The following is a 20,350-nucleotide window of genomic DNA, read 5'->3' as shown; positions in this document are numbered from 1 at the left end:
TCGGATGGGCTCGGTGGCAGCTAGACACCTGGTCGATGGGTTGCGGTGTCGCATGTTCGCGCGGGTACGCTCGCGCGGGAGATGTCCGAGCAGGGTGTGATCGGCGGTCTGCGCGACCGGCTGGCGAGCTTCCGCACGCGGTTGCGGTTGTTCTTCGTGCTGATCGTGATCGTGCCGATGATCGCGGTCACGCTGATCGTCTTCCGGCTGATCGCCGAGTCGGAGAACGGCCAGGCCGACGCGCGGGTGGCCGCTCGGCAGGAGACGGCGATCTCGCTCTACTACGACGCGCGCGGGGACGCGGATCGGCTCGCGGCGCGGATCGGGCGCGACCCGGGCCTGGCGCGGGCGATCCGCGCCGACGACAAGGCCGCGATCCAGCGCGCGACCGACCGCTTGCTCACCGCGACGCGCGCCAAGCGCATCGCGCTCTCCCGCGACGGCGCCGCCGCCGGGGTCCTCTCCGACGCCGGCAGCCGCAACGCGACGTTCCCGGCGACGCGCACGCTCGTCGCGGGCCGCTCGCCGGTCGCCGAGCTGCAGGTCTCCACGCAGGACGCGGCCGCCTACGCCGCCACCGTCCGCCGGACCACGGGCCTGGAGACGATCGTCGAGCGCGGCGGCGCCACGATCGCGTCCACGATCCCGCGCGCCGGAAACCCCGAGCTTCCGCGGCACACCGGGACGCGCACGATCGACGGCGAGGACTACCGCGTCGCCGCCTTCGACGCGCCCGGCTTCCTCGGCGAGCACCTCCGGGTCGCGGTCCTCGAGCCCCGCGCCAGGACCGCCGCCGACATCCGCCGGGGCCGCCTCGTCGCGGGCCTCATCCTGCTCGGGTTCTTCCTGCTGGCGCTGGTCGCCGCGATCGTCGTCTCCCGCAGCCTCGACCGCCAGATCGCCGACTTCCTCGCCGCCGCCCGCCGCCTGGCCGCCGGCGACTTCTCCGCGCGCGTGAAGACCCGCGGGCGCGACCAGTTCGCCCAGCTCGGCGAGGAGTTCAACAAGATGTCGGACCAGCTGGACTCCCGGCTGGGCGAGCTGCGCCAGGAGCGTCTGCGTCTGGAGCTGTCGCTGCGGCGGATCGGCGAGACGTTCGCTTCCAACCTCGATCGCGACGGCCTGCTGGAGATCGTCGTGCGCACCGCGGTCGACGCCGTCGGCGCCTCCGGCGGCCGCGCGCTCATGCAGGACCAGGGCGACGCGCACGGCGAGCGCCGCCCGGTCGCCGCGATCGGCCTCGACACGCGCCCGATGTCCGCCGCCGGCGAGGCCGAGCGCCGCGTCCTGGCCGTCGGCGAGCCGTCCTTCGCCGACCTCGAGGGCGGCCACGCGCTCGCCCACCCGCTGCGCGCCGGTCCCGCCGCCGGCCCGGACGCGGACGCGATCGCCGGGCTCATCTGCGTCTGGCGCACCGATCGCGCGTTCTCGCACCGCGAGCGCGAGCTGTTCCACTACCTCGCCGGGCAGGCGGCGGTGAGCGTCGAGAACGTCGGCCTGCACGAGACCGTCGAGCGCCAGGCGTCGACCGACGAGCTGACCGGGCTCTCCAACCGCCGCCGCTTCACCGAGACGATGGCCGCCGAGGTCGAGCGCACCAAGCGCTTCGGCGGCGAGCTGGGCCTCGTCCTGCTCGACATCGACGACTTCAAGGCCGTCAACGACACCTACGGCCACCAGCAGGGCGACCTCGTCCTCAAGGAGGTCGCCAAGGTCCTGCGCGCGTCCTCGCGCGAGATCGACGAGCCCGCCCGCTACGGCGGCGAGGAGCTGGCGGTCGTCCTTCCCGGCACGAACCTCGACGGCGCCCACCAGCTCGCCGAGCGCGTCCGCGAGGGCATCGAGGCGCTGGCGCTGCCGATCATCGGCGACGAGGCGTCCGAGCCGCTGCGCGTGACCGCGTCCTTCGGCGCCGCCGCCCTGCCCGCGTGCGCGGACGACGTCCGCGGCCTCATCGCCGCGGCCGACGAGGCGCTCTACCAGGCCAAACGCGCGGGCAAGAACCGCACGGTCAGCGCGTCCTGAGACTCCCTCGTCCTTCGGGTCCCGGGCTCGTTACGCTAGAGCGACCATGGGCCTGTTGGATGACGCCATCCGGGAGCACCTCGATCTCAAGCGCCGCCGAGGTGCGGACCCGGGCGAGATCGCCCGCGAGGAGGCCGAGGCGCTCGGCCCCGTGCGGCGTGAGGCGCCGGCGGAGGAGCCGTCCGCGCCCGCATCCTCGGCGGGTGGTTCGTACGCGGACCACGAGCCCGCCGCGCTCGACGAGCCGGCGGCCGCCTACGACGACGACCCGCTCGACGACGAGTACGAGGACGAGCCGATCGCGCCCCCGCACGGCGCCGGCGGCGGCACCGCGGCCGACGAGCGCGATCGTCCCCACCCGGCCGACCCGCCGGCCAACCACGACGACGTCTGGGCCGAGGACGAGGACGACAGCGCGACGCCGCCGCACGGCGACCCGATGGCCCATCAGGCGACGCGCGAGTTCTCGGCGACCGAGCTGGGCGACGCGCTGGGCCACCGCGAGGCGCCGCCCGCGACGCCGACCCACGACGACCCGCCGGCGCGCCCCGCCGAGCCGATCGCCGGCGACGAGGGCGAGGACGACGGCGCCGAGGACGAGCTGGACCAGACGCCGGACTTCCTCCAGGAGACGCCCGAGCACGACCGCCTCTGGTTCGAGCAGAAGCCGCCCAAGGACTTCGACTTCTGAGCACCACCCGCAGGCTGACGTGGATCGACGTGTTCACGTCGACGCCGTTGGCCGGGAACGGCCTGGCGGTCATCCACGACGCCGACGGCCTGGACGACGCCACGATGCTCGGCGTCGCGCGCGAGACCGCGCAGTCCGAGACGACGTTCGTGCAGGCCGCGACCGTCGACGGCGCCGACTACCGCAATCGGATCTTCACGATGGACGAGGAGATCCGGTTCGCGGGCCATCCGTCGCTGGGGACGGCCGTCGCCGTCGCCCGCGCGGCCGGGGTGAGCGAGGCGCGCTACCGGCAGCAGACCGGCGCGGGCGTGCAGCCGGTCGAGGTCGAGCTGCGCGGCGACGTCGCCCGCGCGTCGATGCTGCAGGAGCCCGCGCGGTTCGGCGAGGTCGTCGAGGCGGCGCCGGTCCTGGGCGCGCTGGGGCTCGGGCCCGCCGACGCGCACCCGGAGCTGCCCGTCCAGCCGGTCTCGACCGGGCTGCGCCACCTGATGGTGCCGGTGCGCGACCACGTCGCGCTGGAGCGGGCGCGGCCGCACGTCGCGCGCGTCGAGGCGGTCGAGGCCCAGACCGACACGATGGTCCTGTACGTCTTCGTGCCGGACGGCCGCGGCGCGGGCGACGGCGCGCCGGTCCGGGCCCGCGGGTTCGTGGCCGAGCGCGGGCAGGTGATGGAGGATCCGGCGACCGGCAGCGCCGCTGGCCCGCTGTGCGCCTACCTGCACGAGCACACGGGACGCGCGGAGACCACGGTCGCCCAGGGCGTCGAGCTGGGACGCCCGTCGCGGTTGGAGACCGCGATCGTCGGCGACCGCGTGCGCGTGTCGGGCGACTGCGTGGTCGTCCTCGACGGCTCGCTGCGCCTCTAGCGCGCTCGGACAGGCGTCCAGACCGCCCACTCAGCGGTTCAGATCGCTCACGCCCCGGTCGAAACGTTCCTCGACACAGGCAGCGCGTCGGCATCGGGGAACAATCCCGGCGCGCACTCGCCCCTCCGGCGACGGAGGGCGAAGGACGCCGCGAGCGCGCCGAGCCAGGCCCTCAGCCGTCGGCGCGCTCGCGTCCCTTCGCCGTCGCTCGCCTCGCCGGTGCGACGAGCGCGTGGCTCGCGTCCGCCCGCCTTGCCGAGCTACACTCGTCCTTCTCTGGGGCCATAGCTCAGCTGGGAGAGCGCCTGCTTTGCAAGCAGGAGGTCGTCGGTTCGATCCCGTCTGGCTCCACTGCCCGGAAGCCCCGCCCGCGCGGGGCTTTCGTCGTCTCCGGGCCTCCTCGCTCCGGCCCGCCGCCGAATCGCCCGGGCGCTCGAGCCGGGCGAGCGGATGAGACACACACGCGTGTAGCATCCCATCCTATGCGCAGGGGTACGACGTGGTTAGCGGTGCTCATGGGGATGGCGGTGATGTCGACGCCGTGCTCCGCGGCGGGGCTGGTGGTCGTTCCGTCGAAGCCGACCGGCTTCTGGGCGGGGACGCGTCTCACGCTGGCCGCCGATCGCGCCGCGTCGGGACGGCTGCGGGTGCGCGTCGCGGGGACGGTCGCCGTGAAGAAGCCCGCGAGCGTGGTCCTGGCCGCGACCGGCTGCGGTGCGGGGACCGACGACATCTCGAGCTTCGACTGGAGCCCGGAGCATCGCCCGGCCGACCGTCAGGCGGTCCCGGGCTGGCCGATCTACCAGCAGAGCCCCGAGGAGGTCCAGCTGCGCCTGCGGGGCCGGCGGCGCGTGTCGTACTCCGAGACCGTCGGCCACGGATCCCTCGACGGCCGCGGCGAGGGGTGGACCGACTGCGTGGCCCTCTCGCTCACGCGGCGCTCCAAGGACGGGCGGGACTTCGCGCCGGCCTTCGACGGGCCGGCGAGCACGTTGTACGTGAGCGTCAGCCTCCGGGACGGACGGCACGTCGCCTGCGGGCCGGTCCCGGCGTTCTGCTCCCGGAGGCGGTCCGCGCGGTTCGTCCCACCGGCCCTGCCCGACTTCCCGCCGGCCGACGGCTACCCGGGCGCCATCGGGCAGGGAGAGCCGGCGCCGGACTCCCAGACGGGGATCTCCACCTACCCGTACCACGTCTGCCCGATCGACGGTGGGCGCTACGTCCTGTGCACCGCGCAGCAGGCCGTGGCGGCACGGGGCTCCTAGCCTCGCGGGCGCGGCCGACCTCCAGGGGGTGAGCACACCACGGCCGCGAGGCATGCGCGTGCCATTGCCGGCGCCGCCGCGCCGGGCCAGAGTCCAGCGCATGATCGGGAAGGGCTCAGCGGCGCTCGTGGTCGCGACCGCGCTGGCCGTGCCGGCCTGCGGCGGGCAGTCCAGCGCGGACAAGGCCAAGTCGCAGGTCTGCGACGCGCGCACGTCGATCTCCGAGGAGATCGACACCCTCAAGAGCCTGCCGGTCTCGACGGCGTCGATCCCGGCGGCCGAGGCCAGCGTCAAGGCGATCGCCAACGACCTCAAGTCGATCACCGACGCGCAGGGCAACCTCTCGGGGCAGCGCAAGCAGCAGGTCGAGCAGGCCAACCACGCGTTCACGGCGCAGGTCGAGGACATCACCTCGAAACTGACCTCGTCGGGGTCGCTGAGCGAGGCCAAGACCCAGCTCGACACGGCGTTGCACCAGCTGACGTCGAGCTATGAGAAGACGTTCGCGAAGGTCGACTGCGGCGGCAGCTGAGGAGGCGAGGCACGTCATGGAATGGCTCGGGCTGGTGATGTGGGCGATGGTGGTCGGGCTGGCGATGCTGATGGCCGGGGCGGGCGGGCTCACGGCGCCGGCGCTGGGGCTCGCGTCGCTGCTGGCCACCGCCGGGCTGGTGTTCTGCGTGCTCTACATCGTGCTCGGCGGCGGGCGGTGGATGGCCTGGGTCTCGGCGGGCTGCGCGCTGGCGGCGACCCCGATCCTCGTCTCCGGCGCGAGCGTCCTGCTCGACGACGAGCGCGGCAGCGCCGACGGGACGTGGCTCGAAGAGCAGGCGGCGGGGATCGCGGGGGTCGAGATCCCGCTCCTGCTGACGCTCACGTTCGTCATGGCGCTCGCCGCGGGCGGCGTGACGACGGTCTCGTGAGAATCCGCTGAGAACGGCACACCGGTCCTGCCGCGTGGCAGCGTCTCGCGGTTCCCTGCGTGCCCCGTGGAGGTTTGAATGTCCCCGAAGCGGTGTACGGGAGTGTTCATCTATCTCACGAGGGGGAGTGCGAATGCGTCTGCGCGCATGGCTGGTGTCGTTCGTGGCGGTGTCGGTGCTGGGCGTCGCCGCCGGATCGGCGACCGCGGCGGTTCCGCCGGGGCAGGATCCGTTCTATAGCTACAGCGGAACGACGCCGCTGTCGCAGATCGCGCCGGGCACGGTGCTGAAGTCGCGGACGACGTCGATGCACATCGTGGGCATCCCGACGGCGATCACGGCGGTGCAGTTGCTGTATCGGTCGACCGGGCAGCGTGGCCAGGCGACGGTCAACGTCACGTCGATCCTCAAGCCGCTGCTGCAGATCGGCACGGCGCGCGTGGTCTCCTACCAGTCGTTCTACGACTCGCTCAACCAGGACGACGAGCCGTCCTACCAGGTGACCGGCGGCGGGCTGTCGATCGGCGGCGCGATCCCGCAGCTGGAGTCGGGCCTGGTCCAGCCGCTGCTGCTGGCCGGGTACACGATCGCGGTGCCGGACACCGAGGGCCAGGCGGCGGACTTCGCGGCCGGCCCCGAGTACGGCTACAACACGCTCGACGGCCTGCGTGCCGCGGTCAACGCGCGGTCGCAGACCGGGGTCTCCTCGTCCTCGAAGATCGGCATGATCGGCTACTCCGGCGGCGCGATCGCCACGGAGTGGGCGGCCGAGCTGGCACCGTCCTACGCGCCCGACGTCGACCGCAACCTGATCGGCTCGGCGATGGGCGGGGTCCTGGTCGACCCGGCGCACAACCTGCACTACGTCGACGGCACGCCGATCTGGGCGGGCGTGATGCCGATGGCGATCGTCGGCGTCGCCCGCGCGTTCAACATCAACCTGACGCCGTACCTGAGCGCGAAGGGCACTGAGGTCTACAACGCCATGCAGAAGACGTCGATCACGAACGTGCTCGGCCAGTACCCGGGCCTGACGTGGGCGCAGATGGCCAAGCCGCAGTACGCGACGCCGGAGAGCGTCCCCGAGTACGTCCACGCGGCCAACCAGCTCATCATGGGCACCGCGCCCGGCTCGCCCAACCACCCGCTGTTCATCGGCCAGGGCGCCAACGGCATCCTGGAGGGCACGCCCGGCGACAAGCCCGGGATCGGCGCGGGCGACGGCGTGATGATCGCCGGCGACGTCCGCACGCTCGCCCGCCAGTACTGCGCGGCGGGGGTCAAGGTCCAGTACGACCAGTACGACCTGACCAGCCACGTGACGAGCGCGATCCCGTGGCTCGGCGAGGCCGTGCCGTGGCTGACCGCGCGCTTCGCCGGCCTCCCGGCGCCGAAGAACTGCTCGAGCATCGCGGCCGGCAACGCGCTGACCCCGATCCCGGAGAGCTAGACGCGTCCCGCGGCGGCCCGTCTCTCGGGGGGACGGGCCGCGCCGCCGCGGCGTCGCTAAGGCCTCGCCGGCCTCGGCTAAGGGGTCGAACGCCCGACCTCGCACCGTTCCCCCGATGTGCGCGGGCACCCCTCAGGCGCACCATGGACGCATGACCCCGACCAGCACCATCGTGATCCAGGAGGCCGCCGCCGCGCACGAGGCCGCGCTGCGTGACCTCGCGCAGCTCGACTCCGCCCGCCCGCTCACGCGCCCGGCGCTCATGGCGACCGTCGACGGCCGGCTCGTGGCCGCCGCCTCGCTGCACGACGGCCGCGTCGTCGCCGATCCGTTCGCCGAGAGCGAGCAGGCGGTGCGCCTCCTCCGCCTCCACGTCGCCGAGATCGACGGCCGCCGCCGGACGCACCCGCGCCGGCGTCGACCGCGCCTCGCGCTGCGACCGCGCGCGGCCGTGTAGGCGATCGCCGCCGCCGGGGACGCTCCCCACCCTGGCGGCATGCGCACGAGCGCGAGCGCGGCGCCGCCGGCGTCCTTGCCGGCGGCGCGGGCGACCCTTCCGGCCGCCGGGGGAGGGATCCCGGCGGGGTGTGGTCCTCGCTTCGGCACGCCGCTCGCGGCGCGCCGTGGCCCAGTGGGTCAGGCCGGGACCACGTCTTGGCAGGCGTGGGCGAGCGCCAGCAGCAGACGCTCGGAGCGCGCGCCGATCTCCTCGTCGGCGTCGAAGACGACGACCAGGCGGTGCTCGCGGCAGAGCTCCAGCGGCAGACCCGAGAAGCGGCGCATCCGGCGCCCGATCTCGTAGCCCGACCGGCCCGTGCCGCGAACGTCGATGACGATGCGCAGATCGCCGCGCCGGGTGCGCGGGCGCGGGTCGTCGAGGACCGTCAGGCCGGGCAGCTGGCCGATCCGCGTGCGCAGCAGCGCCAGCGACGCCGCACGACCGGCGTTGACGAACCGGTCGGACGCGACACGTGACGGGAGGAGCGTGCTCATGCCCTCCTGGCGTGACTCCGCGACGAACGATGGTCGCGCGCGATGAACGGCGCCGTTCATCGCCGCGCAAAGCGACCGAACGGGCCGTTCACCCCGCCGCGCGCCGCGTGGCAGCGCGCCGCCGTTCACCCCACCGCCCGCAGCGCCGTCGCGCGCGCCTCGAGGTGGCGGCGCTCGGGGAGCGAGGTCGTGCGCCGGGCCGCCTCGTCGTAGGCGTTCAGCGCGCCCGCGACGTCGCCGGCCTGCTCGAGCAGGTGCGCGCGGACCGCGATCGGCCGGTGCGAGCGTGGGAGCGCGGCCTCGACGTCGGCCAGCAGCGCCAGGCCCGCCTCGGGGCCGTCGACCATCGCGACCGCGACCGCGTGGTTGAGCGCCACCATCGGGTTGCCGGGCAGCATTCGCATCAACAACCGGTAGAGCGCGACGATCTGGCGCCAGTCGGTCGCGTCGCCGTCCGGCGCCTCGGCGTGGACGGCCGCGATCGCCGCCTGCAGCTGGTAGGGGCCGGGTGGGGCGGCCGCCAGCGCGTCGGTCACCAGCGCGATGCCCTCGTCGATCTCCGCGCGCCGCCACCGCGAGCGGTCCTGGTCGGCCAGCGGCACCAGCGCGCCGTCGGCGCCCGTCCGCGCCGGGCGGCGCGCGTCGGTCAGCAGCATCAGCGCCAGCAGGCCCGCGACCTCGCCGTCGTCGGGCAGCCGCTCGCGGACCAGCCGGACCAACCTGATGGCCTCGGTCGTCAGCTCCGCCCGCGCCAGCCGCGGGCCGGACGTCGCCGTGTAGCCCTCATTGAACATCAGGTACAGCACGTGCAGCACCGCGCGCAGAGCGGCGTCGCGCGCGTCGCCCTCGGACGCCGGCGCGAACCGCCCGCCCGCCGCCCGGATCGTCGCCTTCGCGCGCGAGATCCGCTGGCCCATCGTCGCCTCCGGCACCAGGAACGCCGCGGCGATCTCGCCGGTCGTCAGGCCGCCCACCGCCCGCAGCGTCAGCGCGATCTGCGACGGCTCCGACAGCGACGGATGGCAGCACAACATCAACAACGCCAGCGAGTCGTCCTCGTCGGGGGCGCCACCGGCGCCGTCGTCGTCCCCGCCGGCCTCCGCGAACCCGCCCCCGAACCCGGGCGCCGACTCCAACGCGCGCGGCGGCTCCAGCGCCGCCGCGCCCTCCTCGCGCGCCCGCCGCGCCGACTCGCTGCGCCACGCGTCGACCAGCCGCCGTCCGGCGACCGCGACCAGCCACGCGCGCGGGTCGTCCGGCACGCCCTCGCCCGGCCACTGCCGCGCGGCGGCCAGCAGCGCCTCCTGCACGGCGTCCTCGCAGGAGTCGAAGTCGCCGGGATGGCGCCGCGCGAGCGCGCCGAGCACCCGCGGCGCCAGCTCGCGCAGCAGGGGCTCGACGTCCGGCGCGCCCGCCGACCTCACATCTCCGCTCCGCCCGGCGACATGATCGGCCGCACCTCCAGCGGCGTGAAGCGCGACGACGGGAAGCGCCGCGCGATGTCCCACGCCCGCTCGGGCGTCGCGCAGTCGACGAGGATGAAGCCGCCGAGGTGCTCCTTGGCCTCCGCGTACGGGCCGTCGGTCACCGCCGGCGCGCCGTCGACCACCCGGATCGTCCGCGTCTGCGCCGGGTCCGCGAGCGCCTCGGTCATGACCAGCTCGCCGGACTCGGTGATCTCCTTCAGCAACACGTCCATCTCGGCCATCAGCTCGGCGCCCTCCGGGCCCGAGAACAGCTCGCGCGAGTGCGGGTTGTCGTAGATCAGGATCAGGTACTTCATGGCAGGCAGGTCCTTCGGGTCGATAGATGACGTCCATCCCCAGGTCGGAGCCGCGCCCGCGGCTTCGACATCAGGCGGTACCGTCGCTGCCATCATGGCCGAGCTGACCGTCCCGGACATCCCGATCGCGCCCTCCGTCGCGCTCGATCCCGCCACGACCGCGCTGATCGTGGTCGACATGCAGCACGACTTCGTCTCCGACGGCGGCAGCCTCCAGGTCCCCGACGCCGCCGCCACGGTCCCGGTCATCGCCGACCTCATCCGCCGCTTCCGCGTCGCCGGCGCCCGCGTGGTCTTCACGCAGGACACCCACCGCGACGGCGACCCGGAGTTCGCGATCTGGCCGGCGCACGCGATCGAGGGCACCCACGGCCACGCGATCGTCGACGAGCTGCACCCGCTGCCCGACGACACCGTCATCCCCAAGCCCCGCTACGACGCCTTCCACGGCACGCCGCTGGACCACCTGCTGCGCCAGTGGGGCACCAGGACGCTCGTGATCTGCGGCACGGTCGCCAACATCTGCGTGCACTACACCGCCGCCTCGGCCGCGCTGCGCTGGTACGACGTCGTCATCCCGCGCGACGCGGTCTCCGCGCTGGACCCCTTCGACCTCGCCGCGTCGCTGCGTCAGACGACGTCGCTGCTGGCCGGCCGCGTGACCGACGCCGCCGGCATCGCGCTCACACCGCCCGAGTGACCAGGCGCGGCTTGCCGCCCAGCAGCCGGCGCAGCTGCGGGTGGAACAGGTCGCCGTCGGCCATGCGGTCGACGTCCTCGCGCGTGAGCACCTCGCGGTGCAGGACGACGATCGGCGTGTGCTCGTCGATCACGACGTCCGGCAGCGGGTGCAGCCGCAGCGCGGCGAGCATCTCCATCAGCGCGCCCGCGACCACCGGCCCGACGTCGGCGTGCACGACGCCGACGAACGGCGACAGCCACGCGTGCTCGCGGAACCCGCGCTTGACGCTGCCGCCGTGCCCGACGCGCGTGTCGTTGACCAGCAGCCGCAGCCGCCGCCCGTACTCGGCGCGCAGGCCGCGGACGACGTCGGCCGTCCCGTCGTCGCTGGCGTCGTCGACGACGAGGACCTCGCCGACCACGCCCGCGGTGTCGTCGAGCAGCGCGCGCAGCGTCGGCGCGATCGTGCCCGCCGCGTCGCGCGCCGGGACGATGATGGCGACCCCGGGCAGCGGCGGGGCGAGCGCCGCGTCGGCGAAGGGGGCCTGGGGCGTGGTGACGGCCATGGGGAACGTCTACCGCGCGCCGCGACCGGGCCGCCAGAGCCAGGCGGCACGGTCTACGACGCTCAGCGATGCCGGTCGTCAGCCCGCCGACAGGTCGAGGACGCCCTCCTCGTCCCAGGCGAACGATCCCTCCAGGACGTCCTGGGCCAGCGCGTAGGCCTGGTCGTCGTCGTTGTCGAACAGCTCCGCGAGCAGCGCGTCGGCCCGGCGCCGCGCCTGCCGGCAGAACAGGTCGGCCAGCCGCAGGGCCTCGGCGGCGCGCTCGGGCTGCTCGCGCTGCAGCGTCTGGGCGTAGACGACCGCGCTGGCGATCGCGAACAGCTCGGCGCCGACGTCGACGATCCGCCCGAGCACCGACTGCTTGCGCTCGAGCTTGGCCTGGTAGCGGCCCATCGCGTAGAACGTCGACCGCGCGAGCTTGCGCGCGCCGCGCTCGACGTAGCGCAGGTGCGTCCCCAGCTCGCCGAAGTCCGAGAACGACGACGGCCTGGTGCCCTCGCCGACCACCAGCCGCGGCAGCCACTTGGTGTAGAACTTCGCCGCCGCGACGCCGGCCTTGGCCTTGTCGCCCAGCCCGGTCTCCGGCTCCAGGATGTCGCCCGCGACCGCGAGGTGCTGGTCGACGGCCTCGCGCGCGATCAGCAGGTGCATGATCTCGGTCGAGCCCTCGAAGATGCGGTTGATGCGCATGTCGCGCATCAACATCTCGGTCGGCACCGGGCGCTCGCCGCGGGCCTTCAGCGACGCGGCGGTCTCGTAGCCGCGCCCGCCGCGGATCTGCACCAGCTCGTCGACGACCTTCCAGCCGATCTCCGACCCGTACAACTTGCCGATGGCCGCCTCGATGCGGATGTCGCGCTGCCGGTCGTCGGCCATCCGCGAGCAGACGTCGAGCATCGCCTCCAGGCCGAACGAGGACGCCGCGATGAACGCGATCTTCTGCGCGACCGCGTCGTGCTTGCCGACCGGCTGGCCCCACTGCACGCGCTCCTTGGCGAACTCGCGCGCGAGCTTGGTCGCCAGCTTCGTCGTCCCCAGGCAGATCGCGGGCAGCGCGAGGCGGCCGGTGTTCAGCGTGGTCAGGGCGATCTTCAGCCCCTGGCCCTCCTCCCCGATCAGGTTCTCGGCCGGGACGCGGACGTCCTTCAGCTCGGTGACCGAGTTCTCGATCCCGCGCAGGCCCATGAACGCGTTGCGGTGCGTGACCGTGATGCCGGCGGTGTCGTAGGGCAGCACGAACGCGCTGATCCCGCCGCGGTGGCCGTCGGACTTCGGGACCTTGGCCATCACCACGACGACGTCGGCGATCGCGCCGTTGGTCGCCCACAGCTTGGTGCCGTTCAACACGTAGTCCTTGCCGTCCGGCGACGGCGTGGCGGTGGTCCCGACGCGCGCGGGGTCGGAGCCGACGTCGGGCTCGGTCAGCAGGAACGCGCTGACGTGGTCCTTGGCGACCTTGGGCAGCCACCGCCGCCTCTGCTCCTCGGAGCCGAAGTGCAGCAGCGGCTCGGCGACGCCGATCGACTGGTGCGCGCTCAGCAGCGCGCCCAACGACGAGTGCACCGAGCCCACGAGCGTCAGCGCGCGGTTGTAGTACACCTGCGACAACCCGAGCCCGCCGTACTCCTTGGGCACCTTCATGCCGAAGGCGCCGAGCTGCTTCAGCCGTTCGACGACGGCCTCGGGGATCTTGGACTCGCGCTCGATCTCCAGCGGATCGACGTGCTCGCTGAGGAACGAGCGCAGGTCCTTCAGGAACGCCTCGCCCTGCTGGACCGCCGCGGGGTCCAGCTGGGGCTGAGGGTGGATCAGGTCGAGGTCGAGGTGGCCGAGGAACAGCTCCTTGCCGAAGCTCGGCAGGTTCCACTCGTTCTCGCGGGCGTCCTCGGCGACCTGGCGTGCTTCGCGTTCGCTGACGTCGGTGGCCATGCCCCGTTGACTACCCGGTCAACGCGGCGGATGCGCGCCCTCTGTGACCAGGCTCTCACCGACGCCGAGCACGCGGAACGGGACGTCCGCCTCCTCGGCCGCGCGCGCGAACGTCCCCGCCGGGTCGTCGACCTGGGCGTAGACCGGCGGCGCGTGGACCGCGTCGTAGTGGATCGGCACCGCGAGCCCGGCGTCGAGGAGCCGCGCGGCGGCGACCGCCTGGTCCGGGGTCAGCACCGCGTTCAGCGGCGAGCCGGGCTGTCGGTGGGGGAGGGAGACGAGCGCGCCGTTGATAGGCAGGAACGCGACGTCGGGCGCGCCGAGGCGCATCCGGATCTTCCACCACGAGCCGTGGAAGAGCGTGTCGCCGTGGTGCGACACCCGCGTGCCGTCGGCCTCCACGACCCAGCCGACCTGCGGGTCGCCGAAGCCGTCGACGGAGGGGATCGCGGTCGCGGCGAACGCGCCGACGGTCACGGTCTCCCACTCGCGCACGAAGCGCTGGCGGACGCCCAGCTCGACCAGCCGCCGCTCGGCGGGCAGCGTCGCGGCGATCTCCAGGAACTCGCCGGTGTCGGGCGCGGGGCGCAGCAGGAGGCCGTCCTCGCCGAGCGCCGCCGCGATCGCGTCGGGGTCGCAGTGGTCGTCGTGCAGGTGGGTGACGAGCGCCAGCCGCGCGGCGCCCTCGGCCGGCGCGGGCAGCTCGGTCAGCGCGTCGCCGATGAACTGGCGCATCGAGTCCGCGCGCGTCCACACGTCGATCACCGCCCGCTCGCCGCTGTCGGCCTCCAGCTCGACGCCTGCCCAACCCAATCGCCTGATGTTCATGGCCGGGCAGTTAACGACCGATCGGTCGCTATGTCAATAGCGACCGATCGGTCGGTAAACTTCGGCGCCATGCCCCGCCGCTCGCAAGCCGACGCCGCCCGGACCCGTGAGGCGATCGTCGCGCGCGCCGTCGACCTCGCCTCCGTCGAGGGCCTGGAGGGGCTCACGATCGGCCGCCTGGCGACCGACCTGGACATGAGCAAGGCCGGCGTCCTGGGCCACTTCGGCACCAAGGAGGACCTGCAGCTCGCCGCGCTCGGCGGCGCGACCGCGGTCTACCGCCGCGAGATCTGGGACCGCGTCCAGGACGTCCCCGCCGGTCGCAGGCGCCTGCTGGCGATCGCCGACGCGTGGCTGGACTACCTCGGCCGGGACGTCTTCCCGGGCGGCTGCTTCGTCACCGCCGCCTCCTGCGAGTTCGACGATCGCCCGGGGCGAGTGCGCGACGCGGTCGTCGCGATGCACCGGCGGTGGATGGGCGTGCTCGCCGAGGAGGCGCGGCAGGCGATCCGCGACGGCGACCTGCCGCGCGGAACCGACCCCTACGACATCGCGTTCGGACTCAATGCCATTGCGATGGGGGTCAACCAGGCGCGCCACCTGACGGGTGACGCGGACGCGCCCGGGCGCGGCTGGCGTGCGATGCGCACGCTGCTCGCCGCGCCGCGGGCGCGCCGGAAGTACGCGAGCTAAGCGGCTTAGATCGCGCGGACTTCGACGGCCTTCGGGCCCTTGGCCCCGGCCTCGGTGCTGTACTCCACGCGCGCGCCCTCGGCGAGCGTGCGGAAGCCGTCGGCCTGGATGTCGCTGTGATGGACGAACAGGTCCTTGCCCGACTCGTCCGGGGTGATGAAGCCGAACCCCTTCTCGTCGCTGAACCACTTCACGACGCCCTGCGGCATATGTGTCTCGCTCTCCTACGTGGGGTGTGCTGCCGGACGCGAGGAGGTGCTTCGAGACAACCAACCACTGCGACGCCAACACGCTGCTCTGTTAGCCGGTACAGCCAGCTCACCGGCCCTGTCGCGCGGCACCGTAGCAACCCAGAGCGCCGGTGGGAAGGGCTTTCCCACCGGCACGAGGGGTTCGTTCACTCAAGCTGCAAGAAGGCGCTCAGCCACGCGATCGGTCGCGTCGCCGTGTCCGCCGGCCAGCCGGCGGGTCAGCTGGGCCCGTCGGAAGTACAGCGGTGCGTCATGTTCCCAGGTGGCTCCGATGCCGCCGTGGACGTTGATGTTGGACCGCGAGGCGAAGTCCAGCGCCCCGCCGGCGGCCGATCGCGCGGCGCTGGCGGCCAGCGGCCACTCGTCGGGTCCGGAGTCCCGCGCCCAGCCCGCGTAGAACAGCAGCGAGCGCGCGTTCTCCAGGCGCCGCAGCACCTCGGTCAGCTCGTGCTTGATCGCCTGGTAGGACCCGATCGCGCGTCCGAACGTGAAGCGCTCCTTCGCGTACTGGACGCTCATCTCCAGCGTCGTCTGGACCGTGCCGACCGCCTCGGCGGCGATCAGCGCCTGGGCGACGTACCAGCCGTCGGCCGCAGCGTCGGACGAGACGGACAACAACCGTCCCGGCGCGTCCTTCAGCGAGACGTGTGCGACAGCGCGTGTCACGTCATAGCGGACGACTTGCTCGATCGTCACGCCGTCGGCGTCGGCCTCGACCGCCGCGACGGTCCCGTCGACGCCGACGACGACCAGCAGGTCGGCTCCGGGGGCGTCGGGGACGTAGGCGGCGCGGCCGGTCACGCGGACGCTGTCGCCGTCGCCCTCGATCACCGGCGCGGCGGGCCGGGCCGCGCCCGGGCCGTCGACCGTCCAGTTCATCTCCAGGTCGCCCGGCGGCCGCGTGGGGATCCACACGGGGCGGACCTCGCCGGCGGCGATCGCCTCCAGGCCGTCGTAGCCCGCGGCGTCCAGCAGCGCGGTCGCGGGCAGCAGGCCGAGGAACGGCACCGGGGCCAGCACGCGGCCGGTCTCCTCGGCGACGAGCATCGCGTCGAAGACGCCCAGGCCCGCGCCGCCGCGGGCCTCGGAGATCAGCAGCCCGGGCCAGCCGGCCTCGCGCGCGGCGGGCCAGAGGTCGGGCAGCTCGCCGAGGCCGTCGTCCAGCGCGGCGCGCGCCGCCTCGATCACCTTGAAGCGCGACAGCGTGCCGCGCGCGGCCTCGCGCAGGAACTCCTGCTCGTCGGTCAGCGAGAGATCCATGGCTAGGCCACCGTTTCCTTCGTGCGCAACTCGCTGAACGGGATGCCCTTGTCCAGCCGCGGCTCGGGCGGGAGGCCCAGCACGCGCTCGCCGATCGTGTTGCGCAGGATCTGCTCGGTCCCGCCCGCGGACTTCAGGCCGGGCAGGAACGAGATCATGTAGGCCCACTCGGACTCGTCCTCGTCCAGGGCGTCGGGCCCGAGGACGTCGGCGATCAGGTCGCCGGCGGCGATCGCGGCGTTGACCGTCGTGACCTTCGCCAGCCCGGACTCCGGACCGGGGATCTGGCCCTGGGACAGCGCGCTGAGCCCGCGGTAGGAGGCGAAGCGCAACGCCAGCAGGTCGGTCCCGATCTCGCCGATCGCCTTGCGCACGGCCTTGTCTTTGCGCGCGACCGGGTCGCTGCCGATGGCCCGCGCGAAGCGCGCCGCGTCGTAGCCGAAGCCCTGCGAGCCCAGGCCGATCGTCAGGCGCTCGAACATCAGGACCGTCAGCGCGGTCGCCCAGCCGTTGTCGACGCCGCCGACCACGTTCTCGGCGGGCACGCGCGCGTCGTCGAAGAAGACCTCGTTGAACTCCGCCTCGCCGGAGATCTGGCGCAGGCCGCGGACCGTGACGCCCGGCGCGCTCATGTCCACGATGAACATCGTCATGCCCTTGTGCTTGGGCACGTCGGGGTTCGTGCGCGCCAGCAGCAGGCCGAACGACGCGAACTGCGCGTTGGTCGTCCACACCTTCTGGCCGTTGAGCGCGAACGAGCCGTCGTCCTGGACGACCGCGCGCGTCTGCACCGCCGCCAGGTCCGAGCCCGCGGCGGGCTCGCTGAAGAGCTGGCACCAGACCTCGTCGCCGTGCAGCATCGGGCCGAGGTGGCGCTGCTTCTGCGCGTCGGTGCCGTGCGCGATCAGGCACGGCCCGAGCATCCCGAGGCCGATGACGTCCAGGATGCCGGGCACCTGCGCCCGCGCGAGCTCCTGGTTGACGATCACCTGCTCGATCGGGCCCTTGCCCTGGCCGCCGAGCTCCGCCGGCCACGTCGTGCCGGCCAGGCCGCCCTCGGCGAGCTTGCCCTGCCACGCGCGCCGCGCGGCCAGGTACTCGCTGTCCTCGGCGCCCGCGCGCGTCGAGCGCACCGGCGGCGCCGCCGCCTTGTTGGCCTCGAGCCAGCTGCGCACCTGCTCCCGGTACGCGGCCTGCTCCGGCGAGTCGTTGAGATCCACGCTCTCCCGTCCTCCTGATTTGGCTGACCAGCCAGTCGGTAGGACGGGAACTGTAGACGACGTGTCGAGTCAGACGGTCAGGCCGCCAGCTCGACCCGGTCGCGCCCGCCGTCCTTGGCGCGGTACAGCGCCCGGTCGGCGCGCTCGACGACCGCGCCGGCGTCCTCGGCGCCGTCCCACTGGGCGACGCCGGCCGAGCAGGTCTGGCCGGAGGGCGTGGCCGCGCGCAGGCGGTCGATCATCGCCCGGGCGTCCGCCGCCCCGCAGCCCGGCAGGAGCACGACGAACTCCTCGCCGCCGAAGCGGGCCAGGACGTCGCCCGCGCGCAGCGCGCCGCTCCACGCCGCGCAGGCGCCCTTGAGCAGCTGGTCGCCGGCGCCGTGGCCGTAGGTGTCGTTGTAGGCCTTGAAGTGGTCGAGGTCGAGGATCGCGACCGAGACCGGCGCGTCGTCGCGGCGCGCGTTGAGCAGCGCCAGGTGCAGCTCGTCGTCCAGCGCGCGGCGGTTCAGCACGCCGGTCAGCGCGTCGGTGCGCGACTGGCGCGCCAGGCGGGCGACCAGCGCGGTGCGGGCGAACGCGGTCGAGGCCTCGTGGGCCAGGAGCACCAGCAGGCGGCTGCGGCGGTCGCTCAGCTGCCGGACGTCGTGCCAGTAGACGACCAGCACGCCGATGCAGCGTCCGTCGAGCTTGATCGGCTGCGTGGCGATCGAGCGCGCGTCGTGCCGGGCGGCCAGCGGCCAGCCCTCGGCCAGCGCGTCGCCGACGAACATCGGGTCGCCCGACGTGTAGGACTCGAGCACGACCGAGCGCATGCCGGGCGCGACGCGCGTCTCGCGCAGCGCGCTGTCGGTGCCGCCGGCGGCGATCAGCGCGCCCTCGTCGTCGGGCACGAGCAGGACGGCGCCCGCGGCGTCGCCCACGCGGCAGGCGGCGTGGCAGAGCTGGTCGCGGACGACCGCGTCGTCCAGGCCGCGCGCCAGGCGGCTGGTGACGTCGGCCAGCGCGGCCAGCGCGGCGGTCTCCTCGCGCCGCTCGCGTTCGCGGTCCAGCCGGTCGCTGATGTCGCGCAGGAAGACGTTGAAGCGGGCCTCGCCGTCGGTCTCGGTCGCGCCGATCGTCAGCTCGACCGGGATCTGGCGGCCGTCGCGATGGCGGGCCGGGGCCTCCAGGCGGCGGTGGCGGACGCCCTCGTCGCCGGCGCGGTGCAGCATTGCGGCGATCGCCTGGCGCAGGCCCTCGGGGACGATCGTGTCGCCGACGCGCAGGCCGGTGAGCACCTCGCGGTCCCAGCCGAAGAGCGTCTCGGCGGCGGCGTTCATCGCCAGGACGACGCCGTCGCCGTCCAGGCGCAGGAACGCGTCGGGCGTGGCCTCCAGGATCGCCTGCAGCTCGGCGTGGCGCTCGTCGGCGACGAGCTGCTGCCGGCGGACCTCGACGTGGGCGCCGACCGCGGCGGCCAGCGCGCGCAGCGTCTCGCGCCCGGCCTCGTCGAGCTCGCGCGGCGTCGGGTCGATCACGCAGAGCGTGCCGATCTTGTGGCCCTCGGCGGTGCGCACGGGCGCGCCCGCGTAGAAGCCGACGCGCCCGCCGGTGACCAGGGGGTTGTCGGCGAAGTCCGGGTCGGCGGCCGCGTCGGCGACCACCCACGGGTCGGCGTCGTGGCCGATCGCGTGGGCGCAGAACGCGACGTCGCGCGGATCCTCGTCGCCGTGCCTGAGGCCGACGCCCGCCTTGGTCCACTGGCGGTCGGCGTCGATCAGGCTGACCGCGGCCATCGGCGTGCCCAGCAGGCGGGCGGCCAGCTCGGCCAGCGACTGGTAGGCCGGATCGGCCTCGGAGTCCAGCAGGCGCAGGCGCCGCAGCGCGGCCAGGCGCTGGGGCTCGTTCGGGGGCGTCGGAGGCAGGAGACCCATTCGCCCCGATCTTCGGCCGGGCCGGACGCGCGTCCAGCCCGCCTGGACGAAGCGCCTACCCGAGGGCCTTGAAGCCGCGATCGAACAGCTTCACGGCCTGCCCGCCCGGGTCGGGCGAGTGCAGCAGGACGACGCCGAGGCGGCGGCCGTCGCGCTTGACGGCGGCGACCAGGCAGCGGCCCGCGGCGTCGGTGAAGCCGGTCTTGATCCCGAGCGTGCCCGGGTAGTTCTCCTTCAACAACGGGTTGTGGTTGTAGAGGTAGAGCTTGCCGCCCTTGATCGGGAACGGCAGGACCGCCTCGCGGCGCTTGACGATGTTCGCCAGGCGCGGGGTGTCGAGCACGGCGCGCGCCTCGACGGCGAGGTCGGCGGCGCACGAGTGGTTGCCGCGGTCGGTGAAGCCGCTGGGCGTCGAGTAGTGCGTGCACGTCAGGCCCATCGACGCCGCGCGCGCGTTCATCATGCGGACGAAGCCCGGCACGGTGTGGTCGGGCGAGGTGCGCTGGGCCAGCGCGATCGCCGCGTCGTTGCCCGACGGCAGCAGCAAGCCGTACAACATCGCGCTGACGCCGATCCACTTGTCCTTGGGCAGCACGCCGACGCCCGAGCCCTGGTAGGCCAGCGCCTCCTTGGTGACGCGGACCTTCGAGCCGTCCGGCACGTGGTCGGTGACGACCAGCCCGGTCATCATCTTGGTCACCGAGGCGATCGGAAGCACCCGCGTCGGGTCCTTGCGCCACAGCACCTTGCCGGTGTCGAGGTCGAACAGCAGCCCGGCGCGCGGCGGGTGGCCGAAGCGGAGCGAGACGACGTCCTGCGTGCCCGCCAGCGCGAGCGTCAGCGGCGACGTCGCCGCCGCGGGCGCGACCGGGCCGTTGGCGGCCTGCAGCGGCTCGACCGGCGCGCCGGAGTCCGGACGGCTGGTCGTCGTCGTGGCGTCGTCGGACGTGCCGCAGCCGGCGAGGACCAGCAGCGCGACGAGGGCGACGATGCGCAGGACGGCACGCACC

Annotated in this window: 21 protein-coding genes and 1 tRNA gene; 11 read left to right on the top strand and 11 right to left on the bottom strand. The window is 73.8% G+C overall.

What is annotated here, in order from left to right:
- The first annotated feature begins 81 nt into the window (after nt 1-81).
- From VFG42_RS23905 to VFG42_RS23865, 9 genes are all read left to right on the top strand, one after another.
- On the top strand, nt 82-2,025 hold the full coding sequence (locus tag VFG42_RS23905; protein ID WP_324911345.1) for a diguanylate cyclase: 1,944 nt from the start codon (nt 82-84) through the stop codon (nt 2,023-2,025).
- Between the two features lie 46 nt (nt 2,026-2,071).
- Entirely contained in the window at nt 2,072-2,716 is a 645-nt protein-coding gene (locus VFG42_RS23900; RefSeq protein ID WP_324911344.1) for a hypothetical protein, read from the top strand.
- 29 nt (nt 2,717-2,745) lie between these two features.
- Nucleotides 2,746-3,585, top strand: coding sequence for a PhzF family phenazine biosynthesis protein (locus VFG42_RS23895; RefSeq protein WP_324911343.1), 840 nt, complete (start codon nt 2,746-2,748; stop codon nt 3,583-3,585).
- 278 nt (nt 3,586-3,863) lie between these two features.
- Nucleotides 3,864-3,936, top strand: a tRNA-Ala gene (locus VFG42_RS23890).
- Between the two features lie 131 nt (nt 3,937-4,067).
- Nucleotides 4,068-4,850: a hypothetical protein gene (locus tag VFG42_RS23885; RefSeq protein ID WP_324911342.1), complete on the top strand. Its 783-nt coding sequence runs from the start codon at nt 4,068-4,070 to the stop codon at nt 4,848-4,850.
- A 100-nt stretch (nt 4,851-4,950) separates the two neighbouring features.
- A complete protein-coding gene (locus tag VFG42_RS23880) occupies nt 4,951-5,382 on the top strand; it encodes a hypothetical protein (RefSeq protein WP_324911341.1) in 432 nt (143 codons plus the stop codon).
- Nucleotides 5,383-5,398: 16 nt separating this feature from the next.
- On the top strand, nt 5,399-5,773 hold the full coding sequence (locus VFG42_RS23875; RefSeq protein ID WP_324911340.1) for a hypothetical protein: 375 nt from the start codon (nt 5,399-5,401) through the stop codon (nt 5,771-5,773).
- A gap of 133 nt (nt 5,774-5,906) precedes the next feature.
- Nucleotides 5,907-7,223, top strand: a complete 1,317-nt coding sequence (locus tag VFG42_RS23870; RefSeq protein WP_324911339.1) for a lipase family protein — start codon at nt 5,907-5,909, stop codon at nt 7,221-7,223.
- Nucleotides 7,224-7,374: 151 nt separating this feature from the next.
- Nucleotides 7,375-7,680, top strand: a complete 306-nt coding sequence (locus tag VFG42_RS23865; RefSeq protein WP_324911338.1) for a hypothetical protein — start codon at nt 7,375-7,377, stop codon at nt 7,678-7,680.
- 179 nt (nt 7,681-7,859) lie between these two features.
- Here VFG42_RS23865 and VFG42_RS23860 read toward each other — a convergent pair whose 3' ends face one another.
- The 3 genes from VFG42_RS23860 to VFG42_RS23850 form a co-directional block, all read right to left on the bottom strand.
- Complete coding sequence (locus VFG42_RS23860) at nt 7,860-8,216, bottom strand: hypothetical protein (RefSeq protein WP_324911337.1); 357 nt, start codon at nt 8,214-8,216, stop codon at nt 7,860-7,862.
- A 125-nt stretch (nt 8,217-8,341) separates the two neighbouring features.
- Entirely contained in the window at nt 8,342-9,640 is a 1,299-nt protein-coding gene (locus VFG42_RS23855) for an RNA polymerase sigma factor (RefSeq protein ID WP_324911336.1), read from the bottom strand.
- Nucleotides 9,637-9,999 (bottom strand): YciI family protein, encoded by a 363-nt coding sequence (locus VFG42_RS23850; protein ID WP_324911335.1) that lies wholly within the window; start codon nt 9,997-9,999, stop codon nt 9,637-9,639. Before VFG42_RS23850 ends, VFG42_RS23855 begins: the two co-directional genes overlap by 4 nt.
- A 94-nt stretch (nt 10,000-10,093) precedes the next feature.
- Between VFG42_RS23850 and VFG42_RS23845 the strand changes: the two genes are divergently transcribed.
- Nucleotides 10,094-10,699 carry an isochorismatase family cysteine hydrolase gene (locus VFG42_RS23845; protein ID WP_324911334.1) on the top strand — a complete coding sequence of 202 codons (606 nt, stop codon included), beginning with the start codon at nt 10,094-10,096 and terminating at the stop codon, nt 10,697-10,699.
- Here the strand turns inward: VFG42_RS23845 and VFG42_RS23840 are convergent.
- From VFG42_RS23840 to VFG42_RS23830, 3 genes are all read right to left on the bottom strand, one after another.
- Complete coding sequence (locus tag VFG42_RS23840) at nt 10,683-11,246, bottom strand: glycosyltransferase (protein WP_324911333.1); 564 nt, start codon at nt 11,244-11,246, stop codon at nt 10,683-10,685. The genes VFG42_RS23845 and VFG42_RS23840 overlap by 17 nt on opposite strands.
- Before the next feature lie 78 nt (nt 11,247-11,324).
- Complete coding sequence (locus VFG42_RS23835; RefSeq protein ID WP_324911332.1) at nt 11,325-13,175, bottom strand: acyl-CoA dehydrogenase family protein; 1,851 nt, start codon at nt 13,173-13,175, stop codon at nt 11,325-11,327.
- 18 nt (nt 13,176-13,193) lie between these two features.
- Nucleotides 13,194-14,003 (bottom strand): MBL fold metallo-hydrolase, encoded by an 810-nt coding sequence (locus VFG42_RS23830; protein ID WP_324911331.1) that lies wholly within the window; start codon nt 14,001-14,003, stop codon nt 13,194-13,196.
- A 69-nt stretch (nt 14,004-14,072) separates the two neighbouring features.
- Between VFG42_RS23830 and VFG42_RS23825 the strand changes: the two genes are divergently transcribed.
- A complete protein-coding gene (locus tag VFG42_RS23825) occupies nt 14,073-14,696 on the top strand; it encodes a TetR/AcrR family transcriptional regulator (protein WP_324911330.1) in 624 nt (207 codons plus the stop codon).
- 5 nt (nt 14,697-14,701) lie between these two features.
- Here VFG42_RS23825 and VFG42_RS23820 read toward each other — a convergent pair whose 3' ends face one another.
- From VFG42_RS23820 to VFG42_RS23800, 5 genes are all read right to left on the bottom strand, one after another.
- Entirely contained in the window at nt 14,702-14,905 is a 204-nt protein-coding gene (locus VFG42_RS23820) for a cold-shock protein (protein WP_324911329.1), read from the bottom strand.
- Nucleotides 14,906-15,097: 192 nt separating this feature from the next.
- Nucleotides 15,098-16,207 (bottom strand): acyl-CoA dehydrogenase family protein, encoded by a 1,110-nt coding sequence (locus tag VFG42_RS23815; RefSeq protein ID WP_324911328.1) that lies wholly within the window; start codon nt 16,205-16,207, stop codon nt 15,098-15,100.
- A gap of 2 nt (nt 16,208-16,209) precedes the next feature.
- On the bottom strand, nt 16,210-17,427 hold the full coding sequence (locus tag VFG42_RS23810; protein WP_324911327.1) for an acyl-CoA dehydrogenase family protein: 1,218 nt from the start codon (nt 17,425-17,427) through the stop codon (nt 16,210-16,212).
- A 77-nt stretch (nt 17,428-17,504) separates the two neighbouring features.
- Nucleotides 17,505-19,340 carry a diguanylate cyclase domain-containing protein gene (locus VFG42_RS23805; RefSeq protein ID WP_324911326.1) on the bottom strand — a complete coding sequence of 612 codons (1,836 nt, stop codon included), beginning with the start codon at nt 19,338-19,340 and terminating at the stop codon, nt 17,505-17,507.
- 55 nt (nt 19,341-19,395) lie between these two features.
- Complete coding sequence (locus tag VFG42_RS23800) at nt 19,396-20,349, bottom strand: D-alanyl-D-alanine carboxypeptidase family protein (RefSeq protein WP_324911325.1); 954 nt, start codon at nt 20,347-20,349, stop codon at nt 19,396-19,398.
- Nucleotide 20,350: the final 1 nt, after the last annotated feature.

It is taken from the genome of Baekduia sp., from assembly GCF_035685985.1.
Taxonomy (GTDB): domain Bacteria; phylum Actinomycetota; class Thermoleophilia; order Solirubrobacterales; family Solirubrobacteraceae; genus Baekduia.
The sequence above is the reverse complement of the archived record's forward strand: the minus strand, read 5'-3'. Positions and strand labels throughout refer to the sequence as shown.